The organism is Ruegeria sp. BB6, assembly GCF_056539385.1.
The window spans coordinates 169718-196080 of the sequence record NZ_JBQFUW010000002.1 but is presented as its reverse complement, the minus strand read 5'-3'; the positions used below and the strand labels follow the sequence as shown (position 1 = coordinate 196080).

General features: G+C 57.7%; 26 protein-coding genes. 15 read left to right on the top strand and 11 right to left on the bottom strand.

Annotated features, from left to right (window positions below):
• Positions 1-28 precede the first annotated feature (28 nt).
• The gene (locus tag ACR0B7_RS05445) at positions 29-1012 is read left to right on the top strand and encodes a hypothetical protein (RefSeq protein WP_170576521.1); all 984 of its coding nucleotides are present in this window, start codon (positions 29-31) and stop codon (positions 1010-1012) included.
• A 7-nt stretch (positions 1013-1019) separates the two neighbouring features.
• On the opposite strand, the gene ACR0B7_RS05440 is transcribed toward ACR0B7_RS05445, so the two are convergent.
• Positions 1020-1322, bottom strand: coding sequence for a DUF6476 family protein (locus ACR0B7_RS05440; protein WP_170383774.1), 303 nt, complete (start codon positions 1320-1322; stop codon positions 1020-1022).
• Between ACR0B7_RS05440 and ACR0B7_RS05435 the strand changes: the two genes are divergently transcribed.
• Positions 1321-2355: an RluA family pseudouridine synthase gene (locus ACR0B7_RS05435; RefSeq protein ID WP_170482522.1), complete on the top strand. Its 1035-nt coding sequence runs from the start codon at positions 1321-1323 to the stop codon at positions 2353-2355. The two genes, ACR0B7_RS05440 and ACR0B7_RS05435, sit on opposite strands and share 2 nt — an antisense overlap.
• A 146-nt stretch (positions 2356-2501) precedes the next feature.
• Entirely contained in the window at positions 2502-3398 is an 897-nt protein-coding gene (gene rpoH / locus ACR0B7_RS05430; protein ID WP_170482518.1) for an RNA polymerase sigma factor RpoH, read from the top strand.
• 48 nt (positions 3399-3446) lie between these two features.
• On the opposite strand, the gene ACR0B7_RS05425 is transcribed toward rpoH, so the two are convergent.
• Entirely contained in the window at positions 3447-4628 is a 1182-nt protein-coding gene (locus tag ACR0B7_RS05425) for a membrane dipeptidase (protein ID WP_170482515.1), read from the bottom strand.
• Positions 4629-4761: 133 nt separating this feature from the next.
• Here ACR0B7_RS05425 and ACR0B7_RS05420 point away from each other — a divergent pair, with 133 nt between their 5' ends.
• Genes ACR0B7_RS05420 through ACR0B7_RS05410 form a run of 3 tightly spaced genes read left to right on the top strand, consistent with a single transcriptional unit; the run spans position 4762 to position 6967 of the window.
• Positions 4762-5736 carry a Gfo/Idh/MocA family protein gene (locus tag ACR0B7_RS05420; protein WP_170482511.1) on the top strand — a complete coding sequence of 325 codons (975 nt, stop codon included), beginning with the start codon at positions 4762-4764 and terminating at the stop codon, positions 5734-5736.
• A 58-nt stretch (positions 5737-5794) separates the two neighbouring features.
• Positions 5795-6064 carry a DksA/TraR family C4-type zinc finger protein gene (locus ACR0B7_RS05415; protein ID WP_170482508.1) on the top strand — a complete coding sequence of 90 codons (270 nt, stop codon included), beginning with the start codon at positions 5795-5797 and terminating at the stop codon, positions 6062-6064.
• A 15-nt stretch (positions 6065-6079) separates the two neighbouring features.
• The gene (locus ACR0B7_RS05410) at positions 6080-6967 is read left to right on the top strand and encodes a DMT family transporter (RefSeq protein WP_170482505.1); all 888 of its coding nucleotides are present in this window, start codon (positions 6080-6082) and stop codon (positions 6965-6967) included.
• Here ACR0B7_RS05410 and ACR0B7_RS05405 read toward each other — a convergent pair whose 3' ends face one another.
• From ACR0B7_RS05405 to ACR0B7_RS05395, 3 genes are all read right to left on the bottom strand, one after another.
• Positions 6968-8788 (bottom strand): M3 family oligoendopeptidase, encoded by a 1821-nt coding sequence (locus ACR0B7_RS05405; RefSeq protein WP_170482502.1) that lies wholly within the window; start codon positions 8786-8788, stop codon positions 6968-6970.
• Between the two features lie 66 nt (positions 8789-8854).
• Complete coding sequence (locus ACR0B7_RS05400; protein ID WP_170482499.1) at positions 8855-9832, bottom strand: alpha/beta hydrolase; 978 nt, start codon at positions 9830-9832, stop codon at positions 8855-8857.
• Positions 9832-10122, bottom strand: a complete 291-nt coding sequence (locus ACR0B7_RS05395; RefSeq protein WP_170383793.1) for an SCP2 sterol-binding domain-containing protein — start codon at positions 10120-10122, stop codon at positions 9832-9834. The genes ACR0B7_RS05400 and ACR0B7_RS05395 overlap by 1 nt, the downstream gene beginning before the upstream one ends.
• Positions 10123-10153: 31 nt before the next feature.
• Here ACR0B7_RS05395 and ACR0B7_RS05390 point away from each other — a divergent pair, with 31 nt between their 5' ends.
• The 6 genes from ACR0B7_RS05390 to ACR0B7_RS05365 all read left to right on the top strand — a co-directional run bounded on the left by ACR0B7_RS05390 (position 10154) and on the right by ACR0B7_RS05365 (position 16045).
• The gene (locus ACR0B7_RS05390; protein ID WP_170482496.1) at positions 10154-10762 is read left to right on the top strand and encodes a tetratricopeptide repeat protein; all 609 of its coding nucleotides are present in this window, start codon (positions 10154-10156) and stop codon (positions 10760-10762) included.
• Between the two features lie 22 nt (positions 10763-10784).
• Positions 10785-13583 carry a helicase-related protein gene (locus ACR0B7_RS05385; RefSeq protein WP_480681054.1) on the top strand — a complete coding sequence of 933 codons (2799 nt, stop codon included), beginning with the start codon at positions 10785-10787 and terminating at the stop codon, positions 13581-13583.
• 6 nt (positions 13584-13589) lie between these two features.
• Entirely contained in the window at positions 13590-13955 is a 366-nt protein-coding gene (locus tag ACR0B7_RS05380) for an RNA-binding S4 domain-containing protein (RefSeq protein ID WP_170383800.1), read from the top strand.
• 66 nt (positions 13956-14021) lie between these two features.
• Complete coding sequence (fdxA, locus tag ACR0B7_RS05375) at positions 14022-14360, top strand: ferredoxin FdxA (protein ID WP_170383802.1); 339 nt, start codon at positions 14022-14024, stop codon at positions 14358-14360.
• Between the two features lie 284 nt (positions 14361-14644).
• Positions 14645-15160 carry a CarD family transcriptional regulator gene (locus tag ACR0B7_RS05370; protein WP_170348382.1) on the top strand — a complete coding sequence of 172 codons (516 nt, stop codon included), beginning with the start codon at positions 14645-14647 and terminating at the stop codon, positions 15158-15160.
• A gap of 114 nt (positions 15161-15274) precedes the next feature.
• The gene (locus tag ACR0B7_RS05365; RefSeq protein ID WP_170482490.1) at positions 15275-16045 is read left to right on the top strand and encodes an ion channel; all 771 of its coding nucleotides are present in this window, start codon (positions 15275-15277) and stop codon (positions 16043-16045) included.
• Here the strand turns inward: ACR0B7_RS05365 and cobS are convergent.
• The gene (gene cobS, locus ACR0B7_RS05360; RefSeq protein WP_170482488.1) at positions 16042-16806 is read right to left on the bottom strand and encodes an adenosylcobinamide-GDP ribazoletransferase; all 765 of its coding nucleotides are present in this window, start codon (positions 16804-16806) and stop codon (positions 16042-16044) included. The two genes, ACR0B7_RS05365 and cobS, sit on opposite strands and share 4 nt — an antisense overlap.
• Before the next feature lie 79 nt (positions 16807-16885).
• Here cobS and cobT point away from each other — a divergent pair, with 79 nt between their 5' ends.
• Positions 16886-17899, top strand: a complete 1014-nt coding sequence (cobT, locus tag ACR0B7_RS05355) for a nicotinate-nucleotide--dimethylbenzimidazole phosphoribosyltransferase (RefSeq protein WP_170482485.1) — start codon at positions 16886-16888, stop codon at positions 17897-17899.
• A gap of 25 nt (positions 17900-17924) precedes the next feature.
• On the opposite strand, the gene ACR0B7_RS05350 is transcribed toward cobT, so the two are convergent.
• Both ACR0B7_RS05350 and ACR0B7_RS05345 read right to left on the bottom strand, forming a co-directional pair.
• Positions 17925-19805, bottom strand: a complete 1881-nt coding sequence (locus ACR0B7_RS05350) for a monovalent cation:proton antiporter-2 (CPA2) family protein (RefSeq protein WP_170576519.1) — start codon at positions 19803-19805, stop codon at positions 17925-17927.
• Between the two features lie 19 nt (positions 19806-19824).
• Positions 19825-20280 (bottom strand): Lrp/AsnC family transcriptional regulator, encoded by a 456-nt coding sequence (locus ACR0B7_RS05345; protein ID WP_170383813.1) that lies wholly within the window; start codon positions 20278-20280, stop codon positions 19825-19827.
• Positions 20281-20425: 145 nt separating this feature from the next.
• On the opposite strand from ACR0B7_RS05345, the gene hppD reads away from it, so the two are divergent.
• Positions 20426-21523: a 4-hydroxyphenylpyruvate dioxygenase gene (gene hppD / locus ACR0B7_RS05340; RefSeq protein ID WP_170576518.1), complete on the top strand. Its 1098-nt coding sequence runs from the start codon at positions 20426-20428 to the stop codon at positions 21521-21523.
• Between the two features lie 60 nt (positions 21524-21583).
• On the opposite strand, the gene ACR0B7_RS05335 is transcribed toward hppD, so the two are convergent.
• On the bottom strand, positions 21584-23431 hold the full coding sequence (locus ACR0B7_RS05335) for a hypothetical protein (RefSeq protein WP_480681051.1): 1848 nt from the start codon (positions 23429-23431) through the stop codon (positions 21584-21586).
• A 209-nt stretch (positions 23432-23640) separates the two neighbouring features.
• Here ACR0B7_RS05335 and ACR0B7_RS05330 point away from each other — a divergent pair, with 209 nt between their 5' ends.
• Positions 23641-24336: an SIMPL domain-containing protein gene (locus tag ACR0B7_RS05330; RefSeq protein WP_170482473.1), complete on the top strand. Its 696-nt coding sequence runs from the start codon at positions 23641-23643 to the stop codon at positions 24334-24336.
• Positions 24337-24338: 2 nt separating this feature from the next.
• Here ACR0B7_RS05330 and ACR0B7_RS05325 read toward each other — a convergent pair whose 3' ends face one another.
• On the bottom strand, positions 24339-25049 hold the full coding sequence (locus tag ACR0B7_RS05325; protein WP_170482469.1) for a GNAT family N-acetyltransferase: 711 nt from the start codon (positions 25047-25049) through the stop codon (positions 24339-24341).
• A gap of 3 nt (positions 25050-25052) precedes the next feature.
• Positions 25053-26345 (bottom strand): O-acetylhomoserine aminocarboxypropyltransferase/cysteine synthase family protein, encoded by a 1293-nt coding sequence (locus tag ACR0B7_RS05320; protein ID WP_170482465.1) that lies wholly within the window; start codon positions 26343-26345, stop codon positions 25053-25055.
• Positions 26346-26363: the final 18 nt, after the last annotated feature.

Sequence of the window (26363 nt, the reverse complement as noted above, 5' to 3'; positions counted from 1 at the left end):
TCAATTTATCACGAACAGGAGCCCGCTAATGCTTTGGCTGCACTTGGGGATGCCGAAAACCGGTTCGACGGCGCTTCAGGGTTTTCTTAGGAAAAATGGTGCCGCCTTGTCGGACGTTGGCCTCCACTACATGGAGGCTGGTCGCCGCCGTCTGGAAGGTAGTTCTCGTTTGGCGAGCAGTCACAACATTATTGCTTTTCACATCAACCAGACCAATCAGCCGATGGACCCGTTCCGCGCGTCCATGACCAGCGAGTTTGACGCGCATTCTGATCAGACATGCCTTGTTTCGTCAGAGATGTTCTATGGGTGTGATCTCAACAGGTTGGCCGAGGTTTTTGCTGACATCCCGGCGCGCGAGATGAAGATCACGTTTTACTGCCGTCGCTATTCGGATTTTTTTGAGGCCGATTACAAACAGCGGGCCAAGAACGGGCGATTGGCGCACGGTGGCTCAAGCTACATTAAATCGCAGCTATCGCAGATTGAGCAGCAGCCCTCGAAACTGAGTTTTTCGGCCAAAACAGCCCAGATTCGCGAGGCATTTCCCGGTGTGACCGTTGTGCCGCTGCTGTACGACCGCTCGGAAATGATCCGCGGAAGCGTGGAGAGTGATTTTCTGTCCCGGATCGGCGTATCGGCGCCTGACGACCTATTGAATGACAAACTGTCAAATCCGTCGCAATCACGCGCAGCAAGCGAGGCATTTGGCATCGTTGCGCGCGCAATAGGGCGAAAGAAAGGCCGTCAGTTAAGGCGGATGTCAGTTTCGGACCCGGTCATGTTGCGCCGCTACGACGTATTGGAGCCTGACGAAAGGGCGTGGCTGGATGACTTAATGGCCCAGGAGGACGTGGCCTTTCAGAAGGAATTCTTCCCCGATCGCCCTCGATTGTTCAATCCGGTCGGGCTGAGTGCTGAGGATGCCCGATTCCGCAGGGATACACCCGAGGAATATGAAGCATTTCGCAAAGCGTCCGAAATCGTGTTCCGAATGGCTTTGGAAGGTTAGGCTCTGACTACTCGATCACAATTTCCTGCCGCTGACGGCCTGTTGTTTTGTCAAAGATCAGTATTCGGTTGTCATCAGTGACCACGGCGTACCAGTTACTACCGATTGTCACCGCTTGCGCTTTCGCGCCGTCCGGCAGTTCAACCTGATCGGGTAGGGTAGGGGTTCGATCAGTTAGCCGGATGACAATCAGGGCGAATGTCACTAGAACGCCGCCAATCATCACCGCGGTCAGCAGCATGACCATCCGCCGCAACAATCTGATCTGCGGCGTTTCCAGCGGTTCTTGGGGTTCGGAAGGGACAGTCATGGGCACTCGCCAGATTGAATTTCACATCGCGGCTGATCCGCCGTCACGCCTTGATAAGGCGCTTTCGCGTGATGTGCCAGCCGAGGAAAGCCTTTCGCGCACACGGTTGGCGCGTTTGATCGAAGACGGTGCTGTTCTGATTGACGGTACTCAGGTCACGGACCCAAAGGCCAAGGTCAAAGAAGGGGCGGTGGTCACAGTCACCGTTGCAAAAGCCGAGGACAGCCATATCGGGCCCGAAGATATTCCCTTGGATGTTGTGTTCGAGGACGACGATCTGATCGTCATCAATAAACCGGCGGGGATGGTGGTTCATCCGGCGCCGGGGTCTCCGAGCGGGACGCTTGTGAACGCGCTGCTGCATCATTGCGGATCGGATTTGTCTGGCGTCGGCGGTGTGAAGCGCCCCGGCATTGTTCACCGAATAGATAAAGAAACCAGTGGCTTGTTGGTCGTTGCTAAATCAGATGCAGCGCATCACGGTTTGGCCGCCCAGTTTGAGGCGCATACGGTCGAAAGGTACTACCGCGCCATCTGTTACGGCGTGCCGGACGCGAACGACCCCAGGCTGCGCGGGGTCAAAGGGGTTAGTTTTGAGCCCGGAAACGTCATGCGTCTGACCACGCAACTTGCCCGCCACAAGACGGACCGGCAACGGCAGGCTGTGTTGTTTCATGGTGGCAGGCATGCGGTGACACGGGCGCGCGTCGTTGAGACCTTTGGCTCTCCTGCGGGGCTGGCCTTGATCGAATGTTGGCTGGAAACAGGTCGCACACATCAAATCCGGGTTCATTTGGCGCATGCGGGGCACGGTTTGGTCGGCGACCCGGTCTATGGTGGCAAGCGTAAGCTGGCTGCAAAAGCCTTTCTTCCAGAAACCGCCGAGGCGGTGCGCGCCTTTCCCAGACAGTCGCTTCACGCTGCAGTTTTGGGTTTCGAGCACCCGGTCACAGGCGAATCCATGCGGTTTGAGGCAAATTTGCCCAAAGACATGGAAAATCTGATTGATCGGCTTCGCGCGCCACTGTCATAATGTGCAAACCATTGTGAGTAACGCGTTCTTATCTTTCCTTTATCGATTGTTAATTCCAAACTGTTAACGGTACCTCTTGAATGGATCGGGATGACCTCCCATATCCTATGTTAACGAATTAAACATTTGTCGGAGGGACATGAAACATGGCAAATTACGCAAATCTCCCCGCGCCGACGCCGGAAGGCGGACTGAACCGCTATATGCAGGAAATTCGCAAGTTTCCTCTGCTGGAGCCGGAAGAAGAATACATGCTCGCCAAGCGTTGGGTGGAGGAGCAAGATACTGATTCTGCGCATAAAATGGTCACATCGCACCTGCGACTGGCGGCCAAGATCGCTATGGGCTATCGCGGCTATGGCTTGCCCCAGGCCGAGGTGATCTCGGAGGCCAATGTGGGCCTGATGCAGGCGGTCAAGCGGTTTGACCCGGAAAAGGGCTTCCGTCTGGCGACCTATGCGATGTGGTGGATTCGCGCTTCGATCCAGGAATATATCCTGCGGTCCTGGTCTCTGGTGAAACTGGGCACGACCTCGGCGCAGAAAAAGCTGTTTTTCAACCTGCGCAAGGCCAAAGCTCGTATCGGCGCGTTGGAGGAGGGCGACTTGCGCCCCGAAAACGTGACACAGATCGCCAATGATCTGGGCGTGACCGAAGAGGAAGTGATCAGCATGAACCGCCGGATGTCCGGTGGCGATGCCTCGCTCAACGCGACGGTTGGGTCCGAGGGCGAAGGCACTATGCAGTGGCAGGATTGGCTTGAGGATGAGGATGCCGACCAAGCTGGCGACTACGAGGCGCGGGATGAGCTGGACGCACGGCGCGAACTGCTGGCCGCTGCCTTGGAAGTTCTGAATGACCGTGAGAAGGACATTCTGACCCAGCGCCGTCTCATGGATCAGGTTGTCACGCTGGAAGAGCTGAGCACGCAGTACAATGTCAGCCGCGAACGCATTCGTCAGATTGAGGTGCGCGCGTTTGAAAAGCTGCAGAAAAAGATGCGCGATCTCGCGCGTGAAAAGGGAATGTTGGGTACGGTGTAAACCACCCCAATTCTGGTAAAGCCCGCCGAAACCGGCGGGCTTTTTTTGTTACTGGGCGAGCTGTTGCCTGAACACGCGCACCATGTTCTTGCCCATCACTTTACGGATTTGATCCTCGGTCAATCCCTCGGTCAAAAGCGCCGAGGTCAGGGCCGCCAGTTCGGATGTGTCAAACGCGGTCTCGACTGACCCGTCATAATCTGACCCAAGCGAAACATGATCTTCGCCAACCGTTTCGACGGCGGCCTTGATCATCTTGGCGATGCCGGTTGGCGTGATGTCCCCACAGGTGACGTCCGCCCAGTATCCCATGCCGATGACGCCCCCGGTGGCGGCAATCTCCAGCATCAGATCGTCGGGATAGTTCCGTTTGACGGGGCAGAACCCATGCAACCCACCGTGGCTGACGATCAGGGGCACGTCTGTCATCGCGATCACGTCACGCGCGACCTGCGGGCTGGAATGCGCAAGGTCGATCACCACGGGCATTGCCGCCAGCTCTGCCACAACCTCGCGCCCGAAATCAGACAGTCCGGTTTTTGTCTGACCGTGAAGTGAGGAACCCAGTTCGTTGTCGAAAAAGTGGTGCAGCCCGAATACCCGATGCCCGGCGTCAAAAATCTCTTTCAGATTGGACAGGTCACCTTCCAATGGGTGACCACCTTCGATGCCCAGAATGCCGCCCACGATTGGCTTGCCTTCGGCGCGCGCCTCAAGCACGTCTTCCAGATCACCGCGTGTTTTAACGACTTTGAGCTGACCGTCGGACGCGGCCTCGAACTGGTGGAGCTTTTCTGCCTGATAAATCGCGCGCTCTTTCAGACTGTTCCAGGTACGCAGCGGCCACAACTGACCCACGGCCAGAAGGGTGATGTTGTCAAACGAGTCCGCGGAGTTGGCTTCGTAGTTCTGACCCGCCGGAGATTTCGTCACAGCGGTGAAAACCTGCAAGGCCACGTTTCCTTCGATAAGGCGCGGGATGTCGACCTGTCCGCGCGTGCCACGCTCGGTCAGGTCCCGGCTCCACAGCAAAGGGTCGGCGTGAAGATCACCGACGATGAGGGTCTCGTGCAATGCGGCGGCATCATCCGTCACGTTGTAAGGGCCGTGCGCGATGACACTGTTTCGTTCTGCTTCGATGTAGGGTGGCAGAAATACGAAGAAAACCAACGCCCCCACAAATACCGTGACGGCGATCAGGATACCGACCCATTTCAAGAATTTGCGCATTTGCTCTCCCTCTCTTTATTGGCGGATAGGTTACGGAGAATGCCTGCCGAGAAAAGCCTGACTTAGCGTCCACTGGTTGATAAAGAGGTTTGGACACGCAGCAAAAGGCCGCGTTTGGGTTGGGAGGAGACACATGCAAAAATCTGTTCAATGGGGCGTTTTGGGCGCCGCCAACTTTGCGCGTCGCCATATGGCTCCGGCGATCCATGCAGCGAATGGTTCGCGTTTGGCGGGGCTTGCCACGTCGAGCGCGGAAAAGGCCGAGCCGTTTCAGGCGTTTTGCCCCGACTTGAAAATCTATGATGACTATGAGGCGTTGCTGGGTGATCCGAACATCGAAGCGGTCTATATCCCGCTGCCCAATCATCTGCACGTTGAATGGAGCTTGAAGGCGCTTGAAGCTGGAAAGCATGTGCTGTGCGAAAAGCCGATGACGATGCAGGCCGCTGAATTTGACACGTTGATCGCCAAACGCGACCAAACAGGGTTGCTGGCGGCAGAGGCGTATATGATCGTGCATCACCCGCAGTGGCAGTTCACGCGCAAACTCATTGCGGAGGGCGCGATCGGTAAGCTGGCGCATGTGACCGGCGCGTTCAGTTTCGACAACCGCACCGACACAGGAAATATCCGAAATCGGGCCGAGACTGGCGGCGGTGGCCTGCGCGATATCGGCGTCTACGTGATCGGAAGTGCTCGGTTTGCGACGGGGCAGGAGCCCGTTTCGGTGCAGTCCGCGATCCGTTGGGAAGACGGTATTGATGCCTTCACCGAAATTCGCGCGCAGTTCCCGGGTTTCACCTATTCCAGCTATGTCTCCATCCGAATGCACCCACACCAAGAGATGGTATTTCATGGCGAAGGCGGGGTCATACGGCTGACCGCCCCGTTCAACGCGCGGGTATTTGGCGAGGCGCGTGTGGAATTGCATCGCCCCGGTCTTGAAGTGCAGGTCACGCGCTTTCCCGGGGATGACCACTATAAGCTGCAGGTCGAAGCGTTCAGCCGATCGGTACGTGACGGTGCCGATTACCCATGCCCACTTGAATTCTCGCGCGGCACGCAAGTGGTAATTGACCGCGTTTTCGAGGGCGCGGAACCCCTCTGACTTGCGCGCCGCTGCCTGAGTGGACTAACCTGCCGGGTACCGGATCAGGAGGGTGCAAATGGCTGGTGGCTGGGCGCGCGACGGCGCGGTGAGTGAACAGATCGAGGCGTCAATTTCAGACGAGCTTGCCCGCATGCAGGCCCAAAAGAGCCCTGTGGGTCAAAGCCTGACCCATTGCGCCGAGTGCGAAGAACCGATCCCTGAAAAGCGGCGGATCGCCATACCGGGCGTGAAACTGTGTCTGGATTGTCAGCAGGAGCGTGACGGGACTTACAAGTCGCGCGCCGGGATCAATCGGCGCGGGTCCAAAGACAGCCAACTCAAATAACGCCGGAGGAACAGCTTGGCCGACACCCGCGCACAGCCGTCAATATGGCAAAATGGGCTGTTTCTGGGGTTTATGGCGGCGTTCCTGTGGGGCACGCACAGTGTCATCGTTCGGTTTCTGACCAACGATCTTGGTGGAATGCAGATCGCGGTGTCGCGCCTGTTTATTGCGGCGCTGGCGATCTACGGCCTGTTGCGTATTTTGAAAGTTCCGGCGTCGATCCGATGGCGCGACCGCTATTTTCAGCTTGCAGTCCTGTCGACCGTTATCAACTACATCCTCTTTCATATCGGGCTGGAGTATACCGGGGCCGCAAATGCCATGGTGCTAGAGAACACGGCACCGTTCTTCGTATTGGTGTTTCTGTATTTTTTCGCCGAAACACCCGTTACCCGAACCGATGTTCTGGCAACGTGTTTGGCGATTTTGGGAGTGTTTCTGACCGTTTTTCGGGACTTCCAGGGCGGTGGGGAGCCTTTATTCGGCGATATCCTTGAAATAGGCGCGGGCTTGAGCTGGGCCGTGTTCCTGATCGCGAGCAGCCGGGCAATGAGGGCATCAAAAACCACTGGTGAGCGTCTGAATTTTCTGTTCGGGATATTCTTGTGCTCGGGACTTCTATTGCTGCCGTTGGCGGCGCTGTCCATGCGAGTGCCGACAGCAACGGACTTGCTGTTCCTTATCCTTCTTGGCGTTCTGCCGACCGCGTTGGCCTATTACCTTTGGTACGAGGCCGCAGCACGCGTCTCGACCCTGACCGCGACACTCATGTTCGCAGCCTCGGTCGTGTTCACATTCATCAATGCGGCGATTTTCTTGGGGGCCGCGATCACTCCGATCGCGGCCACAGGTGCAGTGCTGATTGTGGCCGCTGTCTTTCTGACAACCAAAAATCAGAGGTGATCAGCCTTCCATCGCTTCCAATTCGTCGATGAAGCCCGAGATCATGCTTAGCCCTTTGTCCCAGAACTTGGGATCGCTGGCGTCCAGCCCGAACGGGGCCAGCAAGTCCTTGTGGTGCTTTGATCCACCGGCGCGCAGCATTTCAAAGTACTTATCCTCGAACCCTTCTGATCCGCTTTCGTAGACCGAGTACAGCGCGTTCACCAAGCCATCGCCAAACGCATAGGCGTAGACATAGAAGGGCGAGTGGACGAAATGCGGGATATAGGCCCAGAAGGTCTCATACCCTTCCATGAATTCAAACGCCGGCCCAAGGCTTTCGGCTTGAACGCTCATCCATAGGGCGTTGATGTCGTCGGGGGTCAGTTCGCCCTCGCGCCGGGCGGCGTGGAGTTTGCATTCAAAGTCGTAGAAGGCGATCTGCCGGACGACCGTGTTGATCATGTCCTCGACTTTTCCGGCCAGCAGAACCTTGCGCTGTTCCGGCGTTTCGGCCTGATCCAGCATTTTGCGGAAGGTCAGCATTTCGCCGAACACCGACGCTGTCTCGGCCAGAGTCAGTGGGGTCGAGGACAGCATCTCACCCTGATCCGCGGCCAGTACCTGATGCACGCCGTGGCCCAGCTCATGCGCAAGCGTCATCACATCGCGCGGTTTACCCAGATAGTTCAGCATCACGTAAGGGTGGACGTCCGTCACCGTCGGATGCGCAAACGCGCCCGGCGCTTTGCCCGGTTTTACCGCCGCATCAATCCAACCTTTTGAGAAGAAGGGCGCTGCGATCTCGCCCATCCGGGGGTCGAAGGCGTTGTAGGCATCCATCACCGTTTTCTCGGCCTCGTCCCAGCCTACGACGCGCGTATCTTCCATCGGCAGCGGCGCGTTGCGGTCCCAGACCTGCATGACGTCCAGCCCCAGCCATTTGCGTTTCAGCTCGTAATAGCGATGACTCAGCTTGGGGTAGGCGGCCACGACCGCCTCGCGCAGTGCCTCGACCACTTTGGGTTCGACATCGTTCGACAGGTGGCGACCGGTTTGGGCGGTCGGCATGTTGCGCCAGCGGTCCACGATTTCCTTTTCCTTGGCCTGTGTGTTGTGAACGCGGGCAAAGGTTTTGATGTTGTCCTGAAAGACCGAGGCCAGCTCTCGCGCGGCGGCTTCGCGCTTGCTGCGATCCTGCTCGGTCAGGAAGTTCAGAGTGCCTTCGATGTTTAGTTCTTCGCCATCGACCGTAAAGGTCAATCCGGCGATGGTTTCGTCGAAAAGACGTTCCCACGCGTCACCGACCACACCGAGGTCATGTAGGAACTTTTCCAGCTCATCAGACAGTTGGTAGGGTTTCATCGCGCGGATACGGCGGAATACGGGCTCGTATCGCGCCAGATCAGCGTTCGACCCGAAATGCGTCTTCAGCACATCGTCGTCGATACGGTTGATTTCCAGGGTGAAGAAAACCAGCGGAGTTGTGAAGATCGTGATCTTTTCCTGCATGTCCGACAGGAATTTGGCACGCTCGGCATCCGTGGTCAGTTGGTAATAGCGCAGTCCGGCAAAGGACATGATCCGCCCGGCAATCGCGTTGATCTTTTCGTTGCGCAGGACGCAGTGCAGCAAGCCGTCGGCATCCAGATCGGCCAGCTTGCCTTCGTAGTCGGCGGCAAAAGAAGCACATTCCCCCTCCAGCCATTCCAGATCGGCAGCCAGTTCAGGCGCGTCCTCAGAGCAGTAAAGGTCCGTCAGGTCCCATTCCGGCAGGTCGCCAAGATTGTCGGCTCCTCCGACTGCATTTGCGTCACGGACGGGAAAGGGAAGGTCGCGCATGGATCACCTCGAAAATCTGCATTTGCAAACATCTAGGCGCGACGCTCAAGGATCACAAGCAGGGTCTTAGCTTGACAGTGCCGGTTCCGACTTTGGATTGGTTTTTGCAGCTTTGAAATGCGCTGCCAGTTGGTCGAATACTGGCCCGCGTATATCGGGCGCTTCCATTAGGACTTCGTGTTCGCCATCTGGAATCTCGACCAGCGTTCCACTGGGCCAATTCGCCATACGCGCACGGATCGCCTTGCGGTCGACGATCTGCTCATGGCTGCCGAGGAAAGTCATGCATGGGATTGCAGGGGCGGTTTGCGCCATGAGCCACGAACACTCCTCCAGTGCCTCGCGCAGCCAGATGGTCGAAGGCGCGCCCAAGGTCAGATCCGGATAGGCGATCAACTGGTCCTGCATCATTTTATACATGCCAGGATCGCGTGTCAGAACGTTGCCCTCGAAGGGCTGCGATAAAACGTAACTCTCTAGCGACGTGGTCGGAGGCGTCTTTTCCCCAAGGCCAAAACGTGGCCCCCAATAGGCCGTCAATCGGCTGAGAGGTTTCATCAGGGGCGTAAAGAAAATCCCCCACATGGGCCCAGTAAAGGCGCAAGCTGCAAAGCAGTCGTTCTCAAAAACGGCGCGCAGTCCGATTGCGCCGCCCATCGAGTGTCCGATAACGTACCAAGGCCGTGGCAGCTCAAGATGTTCCGCCAATTCAAGGCTGGCCCGCACGTCCTGTTGATAGTCGGTGAACTTGTCAACGTGGCCAACCCGAGGGTCATCCAACAGTCGATCCGCCAGCCCCTGTCCACGCCAGTCGATTGAAAGAAAAGCAAACCCGCGCCCCACGAATTCGGATGCTGCGTCGCCGTATTTCTCGATATACTCGGTTCGCCCCGGAAACATCATGACTGTTCCGCAGGCATTACCTTCGGGCGTCCAATGCGCAACCCGAATACGTGTATCATCCGCGGTGTTCAGCCAATGAGCCTGACCGCCGGGGGGTGCGCCGGCCACATCTTCAAACAAAAGGGCCGGCAACAGATTCATCAGGCCAGAGCCGACGCCAACTGCATGGCGATACCCATGTCGCCGTCTACAGTGAGTTTGCCGGACATGAATGCACCGGTCGGGTTCAGTTCGCCGCTCAGGATTTGTTCAAAAGTTTCAGCATCCGCGCTCATCGTTACGTCGGTGTCTTCGTCGCTGACGCGTGCGCCGCTGCCGTCCAGTACGATCGAGCCCAGATCCGCGATTGCAAACTTGGCAGATGCTGCAAAACCGCTGTCGGCCAGTTTTTCGTTCAGCGCTGCTGCGGCTTTTTCCAGAGTGTCGCTCATGATTCTCCTCACATTGATTTGAGCGCGAGGAATGGACATCCCTTTGCGCTACGCTACACTGAACGCTGTTATGATCACTACTTGCACAAATCTCAAAGGTATCGTTGCGGCAACTGCATTGCTAGTCACGTTTTCCATTCCTTGTGCTGCGCAGACCGCAGATTCCAGGGACGAGGCTGAACTGCTGGAACAACTGGCACAATCGACGCCGGAACAAGCGACGGGGCTGGATCGCCAACTCAAGGCGCTGTGGGCTTTGTCCGGGTCCGCATCGGCCGATTTGCTGTTAGAGCGTGGACGCGAGGCGTTGGACGACGGTGATACGCAGGCCGCGATTGACCACCTGACGGCCTTGACCGATCACGCGCCCGAATTCGCAGAGGGTTGGCATGTCCGCGCGTCGGCGTTTTTTGGCATCGAACGCTTTGGCATGGCGGCGGCCGATTTACGGCAAGCTCTCGCTTTGAACCCGAATAATTACGAGGCCATTTATGGCTTGGGTCTGATTTTTGAAATTGTCGGCAAGCCTGACAAGGCGCTGGCGGCCTATGAACGCGCCTTGGCTATACATCCCCATCATGAAGAAGTAACCAATGCGGTGAATCGACTTAAGCCTCAGGTCGAGGGCTCGGCCCTCTAAAGCGCCGGGGCAGGGGGCAAGAGTGAGCGGGTCATCCCGAATCGTGGCCGTACTGGGCCCAACCAACACAGGTAAAACCCACTACGCGATCGAGCGGATGTTGGGACACCGGACCGGTGTGATCGGCCTGCCGCTGCGTCTGCTAGCGCGCGAGGTTTATGACAAGATCGTCGCCATTCGTGGACCGTCCGTCGTGGCGTTGGTCACTGGCGAGGAACGGATCGTGCCGCCGCGCACCCAATATTGGGTCTGCACGGTCGAGGCGATGCCCGAGGGCATGGGGGCCGACTTCGTAGCCATCGACGAAATCCAGCTTTGTACCGACCCCGAGCGTGGCCATGTCTTCACTGACCGCCTGCTGCGGTCGCGTGGGACCAATGAGACGTTGTTTCTGGGCTCGGACACCATGCGTGGACCCATCGCAGCGCTTGTGCCTGAGGCGCAGTTTGTGCGGCGCGAGAGGATGTCTCAGCTGGTGTATGCCGGGTCGAAAAAGATCAGCCGGATGCCCCCGCGCAGCGCCATCGTCGGGTTCTCGGTCGACAACGTCTATGCCATCGCGGAGTTGCTGCGCCGTCAAAAGGGCGGGGCGGCGGTCGTCATGGGGGCACTCAGCCCGCGCACACGCAACGCGCAGGTGGACCTCTATCAGAATGGCGAGGTCGACTATCTGGTCGCCACCGACGCCATCGGTATGGGGCTGAACCTGGATGTAAACCATGTGGCGTTTTCCTCGCTGACCAAATTCGACGGTCGGCGCATGCGGCCCTTGGCGCCGAATGAACTGGCGCAGATCGCAGGTCGGGCCGGACGCGGCATGTCGGACGGCACCTTTGGCGTCACCGGCGAGGCTCCGCCGCTGGACGAGGGGGTGGCGCAAGCGATCATGGACAGCCGCTTTACGCCGATGAAAAAGCTGAACTGGCGGAATGCCGCTTTGCGGTTCGGCTCGATTGAGGCACTGATCGACTCGCTTGAAGTTAGTCCGGACAATGAAAACCTGCTCAAAGCGCGTCCCGCCGATGACCTGAACGTGCTGAAGTCGCTCTCGCAAGTGACCGAGGTGATGGCCCGCGCCAGCGACCCGCAATCTATCCGTCTGCTGTGGGATGTGTGCCGAATCCCCGATTTTCGCGGCATTAGCCATGCCGAACATGCCAGCCTGCTTGAGGTGATCTACGGCCACTTGCATGAACGCGGATCGATCCCAGATGACTTCATGGCGCGGCAAATCCGCCGGATCGACCGAACCGATGGGGATATTGATGCGCTGTCCAAACGGCTGGCATATATTCGCACCTGGACATATGTTGCGCAACGAAACGGGTGGGTTCGTGACGAATCCCATTGGCGTGGCGAAACGCGCACTGTAGAAGACAGGCTGTCGGACGCTCTGCATGACCGTCTGACCCAACGATTTGTGGACCGGCGCACATCCGTTTTGCTGCGGCGGCTCAAACAGAAGGAGGCCCTTTTGGCCGAAGTAAATGACAAGGGTGAAGTGACCGTCGAAGGCGAATTCGTCGGTCGTCTGGAAGGGTTCCGGTTTATCCCGGACAAAGCCGCGCAGGGGACCGAGGCGAAAGCCTTGAAATCGGCGTCCTTGCAGGCTCTCGCGCCGCAATTCCATCTGCGCGCCGACCGCTTCTACAACGCGCCCGATACCGAAATTGATTTCACCGAACAAGGTGGCCTGATGTGGGGCGAATATGCCGTCGGCAAGCTGGTTGCCGGGGCTGAACCTCTCAAGCCGATGGTCGAGGTGTTTGTGGATGAGGCCGCTGGCCCCGATGTCGAACAGAAAGTGCAGCGCCGGTTGCAGCACTTCATCGACCGCAAAGTTGCCGCGCTGTTTGAACCGCTGCTGAACCTGTCGCGGGACGAGGAACTCAGCGGTCTGGCCAAGGGCTTTGCCTTCCGCATGGTTGAAGCTCTGGGCGTTCTGCCCCGCGCACAGGTCGCGCAAGAGGTCAAGGATCTGGATCAGGACGCCCGTGGTGCGCTGCGCAAGCATGGTATTCGGTTTGGCCAGTTCACCATCTTCATGCCACTGCTGCTGAAACCCGCACCCACGCGCCTGCGTCTGGTGCTGTGGGCGCTGTCCAGCGGGTTGCAGGAATTCCCCGAGGCACCGCCCCCGGGTCTGGTCACGGTGCCCGTCGCCAAGGACGCCCCGCAGGGCTATGACACCATGAGCGGCTACCGCGATGCCGGCGAACGCTCGATCCGCATCGACATGCTGGAACGTCTGGCCGATATGCTGCGTGCCGAAGACAGCCGAGGCGGGTTTGAGGCCAAGCCCGACATGCTTTCGATCACCGGTATGACGTTAGAACAATTCGCGGACCTGATGCAGGGCTTGGGCTACAAGGCCGAACGCGGCGAGCGTGAAAAGATCAAGCCTGCGCTGGCTGAACAGCCTGAGGTGGAAGCGGCCGAGCAACCCGTAACCGAGGAAACCCCGGCCCCCGAAGCGCTCACCGACGAAGTCGCCGCACCCGCCGAGGCGCCAGCCGAGGCCACCGAAAGCACCGAGGCGTCAGCCGAGGCTCAGGCTGCGGATGAGCCAGAAGTTGAGGTGTTCTTCACGTTCACATGGGGTCGCCAGCGGCAGCAGAACCGTGGCCCTCGCCGTGAGCAGGGGCAGGGCAAGGGCAAGCCGCGTGGCAAGCCTCAGGATAACCGTAGGCCGCAAGGCAAGAAGGGCGGCAAGCCGCAAGGCGCGAAATCCTTCTCGGCCCGTCCGCCCAAGAAAGAGAAAGCCATTGATCCCGATAACCCATTCGCTGCGGCGCTTATGGGCCTGAAGGACGGCAACTAAACGCGGATGGCGGATGCCAAGCTGCGGATCGACAAATGGCTGTGGCAGGCGCGGTTCTTCAAGACTCGTAGCCTGTCCGCCAAGCAGGTCAGCGCCGGACATGTGCGACTAAATGGAAATCGGGTGCAGAAGCCTTCGCAATCAGTTGTGATTGGGGATGTTCTAACCTTTCCGCAGGGTCGCATTGTCCGGGTGGTCCGTGTTGAATTGCTGGGTGAGCGGCGAGGCCCGGCCACCGAGGCTCAAACGCTTTATACTGATTTGACCGAAAAACAGGACGCTCCGCCCAGAAATCCCGGATTTGAGGGAAAAGGTCGTCCCACAAAGAAAGAACGGCGCGCGCTTGATCTTTCTCGCACTCAAGATAGCTGATCTTATCTTGAAGACCCGGCCATACTGATTTAGCTAGACGCCCAAAGCGCAAACAGGAAGTCCACAATGACCTATGTTGTCACCGAAAACTGCATCGCCTGCAAATACACCGACTGCGTCGAAGTATGCCCGGTCGATTGTTTCTATGAAGGTGAGAACACGTTGGTCATCCACCCCGACGAGTGTATCGACTGTGGTGTTTGCGAACCTGAGTGCCCTGCCGATGCAATTCGACCCGATACCGAGCCCGGAATGGATCAGTGGGTAGAGTTCAACCGGAAGTTCTCGGAACAGTGGCCGGTTATCGTGACCAAGAAAGACCCTCTGCCCGGCGCAGAAGAACGCGACGGTGAAGAAGGTAAAATGGAGAAGTATTTCTCTGAAGCGCCCGGCGAAGGCGGTTGACCGATTCGCGTTTTTGAACCGGTTGGTCAAATGCAAAAAGGTGGCGTAATCCCTTGGACACAAAGGGGATTGCTGGCTGTAAGTCGGCTGCGACTTTCGCAGGCCTCAATATTGTGATATAATCAGAACCTGAATGATGAATGAGTTGGGGATGTGCTCCGTAAGTATGTGCGCTTTGGAGTTCTGATTTAGTGACAAATAGACCGCCTGACCGGGCCGAATATGGGCGCGGGCTGGTGTGTTTTTTTGTCTGTCCTTCGCTCAGTAACTAAGGATGAACCTGTATGTCTAAGTCGAAAAAGCTTGAGTTCCGCCCAAACGATTACGTTGTTTACCCCGCGCATGGCGTGGGTCAGATCATTTCGATCGAAGAACAGGAAGTCGCGGGATATTCACTCGAGCTGTTCGTTATCTCGTTTGAAAAAGACAAAATGACCCTGCGGGTTCCGACCAACAAGGTAACCGAGTCCGGTTTGCGGTCGCTCAGTTCGCCTGATGTTATCAGCCAGGCGATGAAAACACTCAAGGGCAAGGCAAAGGTGAAACGCGCCATGTGGTCCCGTCGCGCGCAGGAATACGAACAGAAGATCAATTCCGGTGATCTGATCTCGATCGCCGAGGTTGTTCGTGACCTGCATCGCACCGACGATCAGCGCGAGCAGAGCTATTCCGAGCGCCAGCTTTATGAAGCCGCGCTGGAACGTCTGACCCGCGAAGTCGCCGCTGTTTCCGGTGCCGGAGAGGTTTCGGCCGCCAAACAAGTGGACGAAGTTCTGACCTCACGCGCAGCAGCCGCCTGACGTTGCAGAACACAAATTTGAGGCCGCTCTGGATTCAGAGCGGCCTTTTTCGTGCCCGAACGCTTGGTGAATTGTCTATTTGCGGCTAATTTTCCTGTAAACAGAGGCGGGTACATGGCTAAGGTAAAGCGGACTCTCAAATATCTTTACATCGGACACGACCCAGTTTCCGTCTGGTTTCGGTACGGGTTAATCCTGTTCGATCTGGTGACGATCGTATTTTTTGTCGCCACCGCACATGTTCCACATGGGCCGGGACTTACAATTCTAAGCATGGTCATCGGGCTGTTGATCCTTGCCGACTTTTCCGCGCGTTTGTGGATCGCAAAAGATCGCTGGAAGCTATTTTTCAAGATTTATACACTTGCCGATCTGGTCGTGATCGTTTCGTTGATGCTGGATCCCTTCATTTCCGGGAATCTGGCTTTCCTCCGCATTTTGCGGGCGTTGCGATTGATCCATTCTTACCATCTGCTCAGAGACTTACGCCGCGACAGCGAGTTTTTCAGGACACATGAAGACGCGGTCATTGCCGCGATCAACCTATTGGTTTTCGTGTTCGTGACTTCGACTGCGGTTTTGGTCTTTTTCATTCCTGAAAACAGCCAAACGGCGTATATCGACGCGCTGTATTTCACGATGGCGACGCTGACCACCACTGGGTTCGGGGATATCACCTTGGCGACACCGGGGGGTAAGTTGTTTTCGGTGTTCATCATGGTGGTTGGCGTGGCTCTGTTCGTTAGGCTGGCGCAAGCGATCTTCATGCCTCAGAAAGTGCGCTACAAATGCCCAAGCTGTGGCCTGTTCCGCCATGACCCGGATGCGGTGCACTGCAAACACTGCGGTGAGGCTCTTAGGATCGAAACAGGTGGTGCGTCCTAGAGAATAACTGCCAGAGCCAGCAGAAATGCGATTTCAGATAGTTGCTGAGCAGCGCCAAGCACGTCGCCAGTCTGTCCGCCGATCTTGCTTGTGGCCAGAGCCGCGACTGCTGCGGTCGAGATGGCACACGCCAAAACCGGGGCCAAGGCCGCCGCTCCAACCAATAGAAGGGAAAGTGCCAGAGCGACACCGACCCCCAAAATAACGGCACCAGCACCTGGGGCTCCGACAGAGTGGCTGAGGCCAGAGCTTCGTGCATTCGGCAGCGCAGCCATCAATACCGGCATGACTGAACGTGATCCGATGCAGGCGGCGAGGACACCGGCAAACCCTCCGGCTGTCAGAACCGTGGCTATCAGGGCGACCCTGAGGGTCTGAGACAATATCAGCGTCAGGACGCCATATGTTCCGATCTGACTGTCCTTCATGATTTCCAGACGGCGTTCCCGAGTGAACCCTCCCCAAAACCCATCGGCGCTGTCGGCCAGACCGTCTTCGTGCATCGCGCCCGTGGCTATGACCAGAATGGATACGATCAGAACGGCGCTGACTATAGTGGGCAGGTTCGAGGTCTCGGAAACCCAACCCACAGCGCAAGCCAAGAACCCGACAACCAGCCCCACAAGCGGAAAGGCCCATACGGACTCTGCCTGTCGCGCAAAGACGTGTTCTGGCAAGCGAGGGACCGGCAGGCGCGTCAACAGAACCAGCGCAAGCGGGATATCCCATAGGGAAATGAGCTTGGTGTCGTTTTTTAGCACTCCCGCGCCTTTCTAGGTCTTGTTGCTTTGGTCGCTTCGGTTAAACACGCAGGACCACTGTGATGCAACGAGGCTTTGGATGCTGCCCGAACTGAATGATCTTGATTCCTTCCGTGACGCTCTTGGTCAAGCGCGTGGTCCCGACAGTGATGCGTTGCAAGGCGCGGCTGAACGCAACGGCCAGTTGACGAAACCACCCGGAGCGCTGGGAAGGCTAGAGGATCTTGCGATCTGGTATGCAGGATGGCGCGGGGACGCGCGTCCGCACATCGCCTCGCCGCAGGTCATCGTGTTCGCCGGAAATCACGGCGTCACGCAACAGGGTGTGTCCGCTTTTCCGCCAGAAGTGACTGTTCAAATGGTCATGAACTTTGAACACGGCGGTGCAGCGATCAACCAGCTCGCCAAGTCGGCAGGGGCGTCAATGAATGTGCACGCGCTGGATCTGGATCGTCCGACCAAGGACTTTACCGTTGAACCGGCCATGTCCGAAGGCGAGTTGTTGCAGGCATTGCAAACTGGTTGGGCGGCCGTTGATCCCAAGGCTGATCTTTTGGTCGTGGGCGAAATGGGTATAGGCAACACAACGCCGGCAGCCGCGATTTCCTGCGCGTTGTTTGGTGGGGACGCGTCCGATTGGACCGGTCGCGGAACCGGTGTCGATGACGCCGGGCTCGCCAACAAGACCCGTGTCGTAGCACAGGGCGTAGCCCTGCATTCCGGTTCGGGGGATGGGCTGGAAATTCTGCGCAGACTTGGGGGGCGTGAAATTGCGGCCATGGCGGGTGCGATTGCAGCGGCTCGTGTGTTGCGTATTCCGGTCATACTTGATGGGTTCATCTGTTCGGCGGCGGCCGCTTGTTTGGCTAAAACCTTTGACGGAGCGCTGGATCACGCGATTGCCGGGCACCAGAGCGCCGAGGGCGCTCATGGCGCTGTTCTTGAGCGCCTCGGCAAAAAGCCGATATTGAATCTGGGGCTGCGTCTCGGTGAGGGATCCGGTGGCGCGCTTGCCATCAACATCCTGAAAAGCGCCGTAGCCTGCCACTCTGGAATGGCGACATTCGCTGAGGCTGGCGTCTCGGACGGATAATCTAGTTGGCCTGATCCGGCTTGGGTCAGGCGGATTTCTTGGCGTGCTTTTCTGCAAGCTCCAGAAGTTCGGTCTCAAGATCCTTTTCAAGCTGCTGCGCGCGCTCGATATATTTCTTGTTCTCGGCGGTGGGCATTCCCGGAATCCACAGCTCGGCAAGTTCACGGACTGACATCCGATCATGGTGGTAGAAGGTCTGTTCGGCCTGCGCCGCCTCATATTCACTGAGGCCGACGTTCTCAAGCACGTAGCGACCCGCCCGCAATGAGCCGTCGAACATCTCGCGCACGATGTCATCAGCGCCTGCCTGATACAGCTCGTATACGTGTGTGCGATCATGTGCGCGTGCTACGATGTGCAGATCGGGTCGCTGACGTCGGGCGAAGCTGACAAGGCGTGTCACTTGTTTGGGATCATCCATAGCAGCAACAAGAACCGCCGCTTTTTCAAGGCCAGCTGCCCGCAGAAGCTCGGGGCGGGTTGGGTCGCCCAAAAAGCCCTTGACCCCAAACCGACGCATAAGTTGAACCGTTTCGATGTCATGATCCAGGACGATCGTCTTGAACCCGCTGGCGCGAACCAGTCGGTTCACAATCTGACCAAAGCGACCGATACCCGCAATAATTACTGGACCTTTTTCGTCGATCTCATCCGGTTCCGGCACCGGCGCGCCTTCTCCGATCCGACGTGAGAGCAGGTCGAAGATGATGAACAAAAGCGGGGTTATCAGCATCGTCAATGCGATGATCATCAACAGCTTTTGCGACAGGTCAGGCGGGATCACGTTCTGCTGGGTCGAAAAGGCGAGAAGAACAAAGCCGAACTCGCCAGCCTGCGCCAATCCAAGTGTGAATAACCAATGGTCACGACCGCGCAGTTTGAAAGCGCGGCCAACCAGATAAAGGATGATCCCTTTGGCAAGAATGACCAACAAGGCCAGCCCGATCAGATCGAGCGGATCGTTGAAGAAATAGGCGATATCAATGCCAGCGCCGACCGTGATGAAGAACAGACCAAGGAACAGCCCCTTGAATGGTTCCAGATCGCTTTCCATTTCGTGCCGGAATTCCGAGCTGGCCAGCACGACGCCCGCCAGAAACGCTCCCAGAGCAGGCGAAAGGCCAACAAGCGTCATCAGGAACGAAATACCAACCACGATCATCAGGGCAAGTGCGGTATACATCTCGCGCAGTCGTGTCGCGTGGATAAAGCGGAATAGCGGGCGTGTCAGATAGACCCCGGCAAGAATGACAAACGCAATCGCGCCTATGGTAACCAGCGTTACGGCCCAGCCGGGCAGCCCTTCAACCAGCGAAAGGCTGCGATGGGCTGTGTCGTGCAGGTCTTTGACTCCGCGATCGATGGAGCCGTCGTCCTCGAAATGCGGAAGGGCAGGCAGGGCCAATAGCGGCAGCAGCGCGAGAATGGGAATGACCGCGATGTCCTGTGTCAAAAGCACGGAAAAGGTGGCTCGGCCACCGTTGGTTTGCATCAGTCCCTTCTCGGATAACGTCTGCAACACGATTGCGGTCGATGATAGCGACAATGTCAGCCCGACGGCCAAAGCTACCGACCACGGGTGGTTTGCGTAAATGGCAACACAGGCGATCACCGCGGTCGAAAGCAGTACTTGCAAACCACCCAGCCCCAAGAGCCTGTCGCGCATATCCCACAGCGCCCGAGGCTCGAGTTCCAGCCCGATCAGGAACAGCATCATGACCACGCCGAACTCTGCCACATGCTGTAGGCTTTCGGTTTCGGCACCGACCAGACCGAACATTGGCCCAATGACGATGCCTGCAGCAAGATAACCAAGAACAGAGCCCAACCCCAGGCGCGCCGACAGCGGCACAGCGATCACAGCGGCAGCCAGATAGATCGTCGCCTGATAAAGGAAGTTGTCCATGTTTGTCCTCTTGCTCGGGTCAGGTGGGCAGGGGCGCGTCGCGCTTGAGTTGGTCCATAACGATCTGGCTTTGAACCCTCGCCACTGCAGGATGCGGCAGTATTACCTGATGAAGCAAGCGATTGAGGGCGGATAGATCGTCGCAATAAACATGGAGCAAATAATCCGCTTCTCCAGTCATCGTCCAGGCGCTGGTGATCTCGGGGCGGGTGTCGACCATGCGGGCAAAGCCCTCGGACTGTTCCGGGCCGTGCGTGCCCAGATGAACCTGAATGAAGCCCTGAACCTGAAGCCCCAGCTTTAGCGGGTCCAATCTGGCCGCGTAGCCAGTGATATAGCCTTCGGCCTCCAGCCTTTGCCGTCGGCGTCCAGCCTGACTGGGTGACAGGTTCAGCATTTCACCCAACTGGTGCGCGGTCAGGTGTGCATTCTTCTGCAGGGCGGACAACAGGCGAGTATCAGTCGAATCCAGCATATGCGGAAAATCTCCACGGTTTGTCCAAGGGGTGCGCAAATTGCGCGCCTGCTGTTAGGTTACACGAAAACAATGCGCAGAAACAGCGTTGGATAAGGCGTATTTTGGAATCAGCAAAGAAATTCCTGTTTTACGGAGACGCGCCATGGGACCCTTCCCGCACAACGCCCCGAAATCTGTCATCAGCCCAGAAAACCCCGCCGGAACTGACGGGTTCGAGTTTGTCGAATTCGCCCACCCAGACCCTCAGGAGCTGCGCGATCTGTTTGCCAAAATGGGGTTTGAACTGATCGGTCACCACAAGGACAGACCAGCCGTCGAACTGTGGCAGCAAGGGGATGTGACCTATATTCTGAATGCGGACGAAAATAGCTTTGCCGCGAAATTTGTGGCTGAGCACGGCCCCTGCGCCCCTTCGATGGGGTGGCGCGTGGTGGATGCCCAAAAAGCGTATGAGCACGCGGTGTCCAAAGGGGCAGAGCCTTACGATGCCGACGACAAAACAATGGACGTCCCTGCCATCAAGGGAATCGGTGGGTCGCTGATCTATTTCATTGACCAGTACTACGACACTTCGCCCTACAACCGCGAATTCACTTGGACCAAGCGGTCCAAACCTCGGGGAGATGGGTTCTATTACCTCGATCACCTGACGCACAACGTCTACAAGGGCAACATGGACAAGTGGTTCAAGTTCTACGGCGACTTGTTCAATTTCCGCGAAATCCGCTTTTTTGACATTCAGGGCAAGTTCACGGGCCTCTACAGCCGTGCCTTGACGTCTCCTTGTGGGCGAATTCGCATTCCGATCAATGAAGACCGGGGTGAGACAGGGCAGATCGTCTCGTATCTGAAAAAATACAAGGGCGAAGGCATTCAGCATATCGCGGTCGGGAGCGAGGACATCTATGCCTCGACAGACGCGATAGCGGAAAAGGGCTTGAAGTTTATGCCCGGCCCGAACGAAGCCTACTACAACATGTCCACGGAACGGGTTGCCGATCACGAGGAACCTCTGGACCGAATGATGAAGCACGGCATCCTTATCGACGGTGAGGGCGTGTTGGACGGCGGCGAAACCAGAATTTTGCTGCAGATCTTCTCGAAAACCGTAATCGGCCCGATCTTTTTCGAGTTTATCCAGCGAAAAGGCGATGATGGTTTCGGGGAAGGCAACTTTCAGGCGTTGTTTGAATCCATCGAGCGCGAACAGATCGAAAGCGGCGAGATTTCAGCAGCTTAAGGTTGGTGTTTAAAGCCGGTCAGAGGTGGTGGATCACACTTGCCTCTGACCACGTTCCCGTCAACTTCGCGGCATTCTTAGCGTGACGTTCTGGCCTCGTTTCTGGTATCGCAACTCGCTGTCGCTGATGGCGATCACGTTGCCGCCGTCAATGCGATCTCCGACTTTCAGTTTCTTGTAGCGTCCGCTTGGCAGCCGGACCAGTGCCCGCCGATTTGACGGTGTGCCATAAACGCCGATCAGGTTCAGCTTTCGCAGATTGATCGCGTTGTCGATAGTTGCTTGCCGCGCGACCGATGCAGATGATGGTATTTTGGGCGCAACAGACTTCGCCTGGAACGAACCCGCCTCGTCACCTTTTTGAGGGACCGCCGCAGTCGAGCCCAGCTTGGCGGTGGAGGTCTGCGGCTTAAGTGTCAGCCCGGCGGGGCGGGGCTTGGGCCGAGGCACGCGCACCACGGCCAGCGCCGTGGGTGTTTCGTCAACCTGCGGCCGGTCCTGTACGGACTTGGGTCGCAGCTTCGGTCTTACGCTGGCCAGTTCTTCACGTGTGCGTCCGCCTAGCTGCTGGCGTTCAAAGCGTTCAATCAGATCGGCGGGTCTGGGCTTGGGTCGAAGTAGAGCCAAACGCGCGCTCGTATCCTCGAGAATAGGTTCTTCTTCAAAGCGAACGGGGGCTTCAGGCGGCACCTTGGTTGGGCGTCCAAGATAAACAACCACGCCGTCCGGGTTTAGCGTGCCGTCGGCCGTCGCGGTCACGAGCCCTCGATCATCAAGGTCAAACTGCGTTTCCGGGTCTTCGCGCTCGGTTATCGGCGCTACGGGAACGAACGCAGTGTCAGTGTCAAAACTGCTGACCGCTGGCAAGGCGAGCGCATCACGCGACAGATCAGACCTGTCAATTGATGTCAGATAAAATTCGTTGGACTGGCTTTCATCCGGCTCAAGAGCAGGCTCTGCCAACGGTTCGGGGGTTACAATTCGCGCACCGGCATGTTTTTGAACAGGCTCAGGGTCGGGGTCCCGTGCCACTTGTTCGACGATCGTCGGCGCGACTTTCAACGCCTCCAGAATCGCGGCATCCGTTGGGGATAGGTCGGGTTCGTTGTCTTCGGCTTGCGTTGGCGGGTTCGTTGGGGGCGTTTCCAAGGCAACCGTATCTGGCGCTGTGACTTTTTCAGGCAGCAGCACCGGATCTGATGGCGTTTCCTCGGTCTGCGCGGTCACGACTTCAGGGGAATTGTCCCCATCGGGTGCGATCAAAGCCCAGGCTATCAACGCAGCACCCACAAAAACAGCAGCGCCGATAGGCAACGCATACCCACCGAGCGATGTACTGCGCGAAAAGACACGGTAGCCTTGTGGCTTAGGGGAAGGGGCTGAACGGAAATCGGCAGGTACAGAAGACGCGGCGATCGCATGGACAGGATGTGCCCCGGATTCCTCTGGCTTGCTTTCCTCTTTTGCGTCCACCTGAGCTGGAACTTCCAAGGAAAACTGGGGTTCTGCTGGATATTCCTGCTCATCGGTTGGGGCTGTGAATTGAACAGGAATAAATCCGTGTTCGACTGCGAAGGTCTGCGCCTCTTGCAGCGTCTGCCTGGCAACCGCCGCGATATGGGTTTTGGGGCCGTCTATGGCTGTATCATAAACCAGTTCGTCCAGAGCATAGGGTGTGGCTTCTGACAACGCCGCTTGAACACGCTGGTTTAGGAGCGCAGGGTCATCCGCTGCGGACTCCACGGCAAGAAAGCGCACCTGACTGGCGGGCAGGACAATTTTGCAACGCAGGTTGTTTTCGAGGGCGAATCCCTGTTCGCGCAACGTTTGAAGCTGCGCGTTCAGGTCCAGTGCGTCCACGGAAACCTCGCCGACACAAAACCAGTCGCCGTCTGCAAGGTGATGCAAAGAAATTCCGGTAGAAGAAAAAGACAGCGCGAAGGCAGGTTTCATATTCCGGAAGAACCATAATTGTCAGCGTCAGAGCGGGCGATAAATCGTCCGCAGACCGACATTAAAGCAGGATCCCGCCGAGGGAAAGAAAAAGCCAATACTTCCCCTTGTTCGGCAGACCGTTGCCACCCCATCTTGGTATAAATGAATTTGGAGGGAAGACCTTGAAGAAACTTGCTTTTTTGGCCGCTGTGCTGGCCATGACTGCCGCGAGTGTGTCGCATGCGGAAGAACGTCGCATCTCGGTCGCTGCGGCAGGCACCGTTCAGGCGGCCCCCGATATGGCGACAATCAATCTGGGTGTCACGAATGAGGATGCGCAGGCGTCAACCGCGATGCAAGCCACGTCGGACGCAGTAGCTCAGATTTTGAAACGTCTGGAGGAACTGGGCGTCGAAGCGCGGGACGTGCAGACCCGAGATATCTCAGTATCGCCGGTTTGGTCGGGACGCGGCAATCAAAACGCAGAAACGCCAGAGATCACGGGTTTTGTTGCCTCGAACCGGGTGATTGTGCGCATTAAGGATCTCTCGCAGCTTGGATCGCTAATGGACGCCGTCATTCAGGATGGGGCCAACGATTTCGGTGGTCTCAGTTTCGGCATCAAAGACCCGAAGCCCCTTGAGGCGGAAGCGCGTGCCAAAGCTGTGGCCGAGGCGACCGCCAAGGCTGAACAACTGGCGCAAGCTGCGAACCTGACGTTGGGCTCGGTCCAGACGATCAGCGAGCAGGTCGCGAGCGTCCGGCCTGCCGCTCAGATGCGCGAGTACAACATGGCGGATTCCAGTGGAGTGCCAGTTGCAGGCGGGGAAATCTCGGTCTCTGTCACCGTTTCGATGGAGTTCGGGATCTCGGAATAAGCCTAGCTTTTGGCGCGGGCTTGCAGCGGTTGCCGTTGCTGGCCCGTTTGATCGAAATTGTCGGGGGATAGCCATTCCTCGAACGCAGAGCGGATGCGGGGCCATTCGGTATCGAGTATGGAATACCAAGCCGTATCCCGGTTGCGTCCCTTGTAATGCGTCGCCTGTCGGAAAATCCCTTCAAACGTAAAGCCCAGCCGTTCGGCCGCGCTGCGTGACGGGGCGTTCAGGGCGTCGCATTTCCACTCATACCGCCGATAGCCGAGTTCATCGAATACGCGGCGCATCATCAGGAACATCGTTTCGGTCGAAGGCGGTTTGCGCTGCAAGAGCGGCGAAAAATGGATATGCCCAACCTCAATCACACCCGCAGCGGGGTCAATCCGAAGGAACGAGGCCATCCCGACCGGAGTGCCCTCGTGATCCAGCACGGTGTGAAACATAGGATCAGCGTCCGTGCAGGACGCACGCACCCAAGCCTCAAAGTCTTCTTCGGCCTTGAACGGGCCGTAGGGCAGGTAGGTCCAGTTCCGCCCGTCGGTATCGTTGGCAAACGCCCGGTACAAACCGGGCGCATGCCTATTCACATCCAGTGGCACGACCGAACAATAGCGACCTTCCATCGGCGTGTAGGGCGGGGTCGGGCGCGGAAACTCGCCCGAGACCGGTAGGCCAATGGGTTGACCCAATTCGTTCGTTACGTGCTCGACCATGGTTTAGGCCGACGCCTTTGCCAGCGCCTGATCCAGATCAGCGATCAGGTCGTCGGCGTCTTCGATGCCGATGGACACGCGCACAACGCCCGGACCGGCACCTGCGGCCTCTTGCTGTTCGGGGGTCAGTTGGCGGTGGGTGGTCGAAGCCGAGTGGATGATCAGCGAACGTGCGTCACCAAGGTTGGCCACGTGGCTGAAGATTTCCAACGCGTTTACCAGCTTGATGCAGGCGTCATATCCACCTTTGACCGCAAAGGTGAACAGAGCGCCTGCGCCCTTCTTGTACTGCGCCTTGACCCGGTCGTGATAGGGGGACGAGGGCAGTCCGGCGTAGGTCACATACTCCACCCGGTCATCCGCTTCGAGCCAGGCCGCGATCTTCTGGGCATTCTCAACATGGCGCTCCATCCGCAGCGACAAGGTCTCGATTCCCATCAGCGTGTAGTGGGCAGCTTGCGGATTCATCGTCATACCAAGATCGCGCAGACCGATGGCGATGCCGTGGAAGGTAAAGGCCAGCGGGCCGAACGTCTCGTGGAACTTCAGGCCGTGATAGGCGGGTTCGGGTTGGCTGAGCGAGGGGAACTTGTCATTCGCCGACCAGTCGAACTTGCCGGAATCCACGATGCAGCCGCCCGTTACTGTGCCGTTGCCGGTCAGATATTTGGTGGTTGAGTGCACCACCAGCGTCGCGCCGTGCTCGATCGGGCGGCACAGATATGGGGTGGCCGAGGTGTTGTCGACGATCAGAGGAATGCCCGCATCGTCAGCTACATCCGCCAGAGCACGGATGTCGGTGACGTATCCGCCGGGGTTGGCGACGGATTCGCAGAATACCGCGCGGGTGTTTTCGTCGATGGCAGCTTTCACCGCGTCTACATCATCCGTATCCACGAATGTAGCGGACCAGCCAAAGCGCTTGATGGTTTGGGTGAACTGCGTGACGGTTCCACCATAAAGGCGCGTCGAGGCAACGATGTTGCAGCCCGGAGCCATCAGCGGGAACAGCGCCATGATTTGCGCCGCGTGACCCGAGGAACAGCAGACCGCGCCTACGCCGCCTTCCAAAGTGGCAACACGTTCCTGCAGGACGGCCACGGTTGGGTTTGTCAGGCGGGAATAGATAAAGCCGACTTCCTGCAGATTGAACAGGGCGGCCGCATGGTCCGCGTCACGAAATACATACGCGGTGGTCTGATAAATTGGGGTCTGCCGTGCGCCGGTTGCCGGATCAGGGCGCGCACCAGCGTGAATTTGAAGCGTGTCAAAGCCGTAGGTTGGACCGTCCGACATCGTTGAAATCTCCCTCTG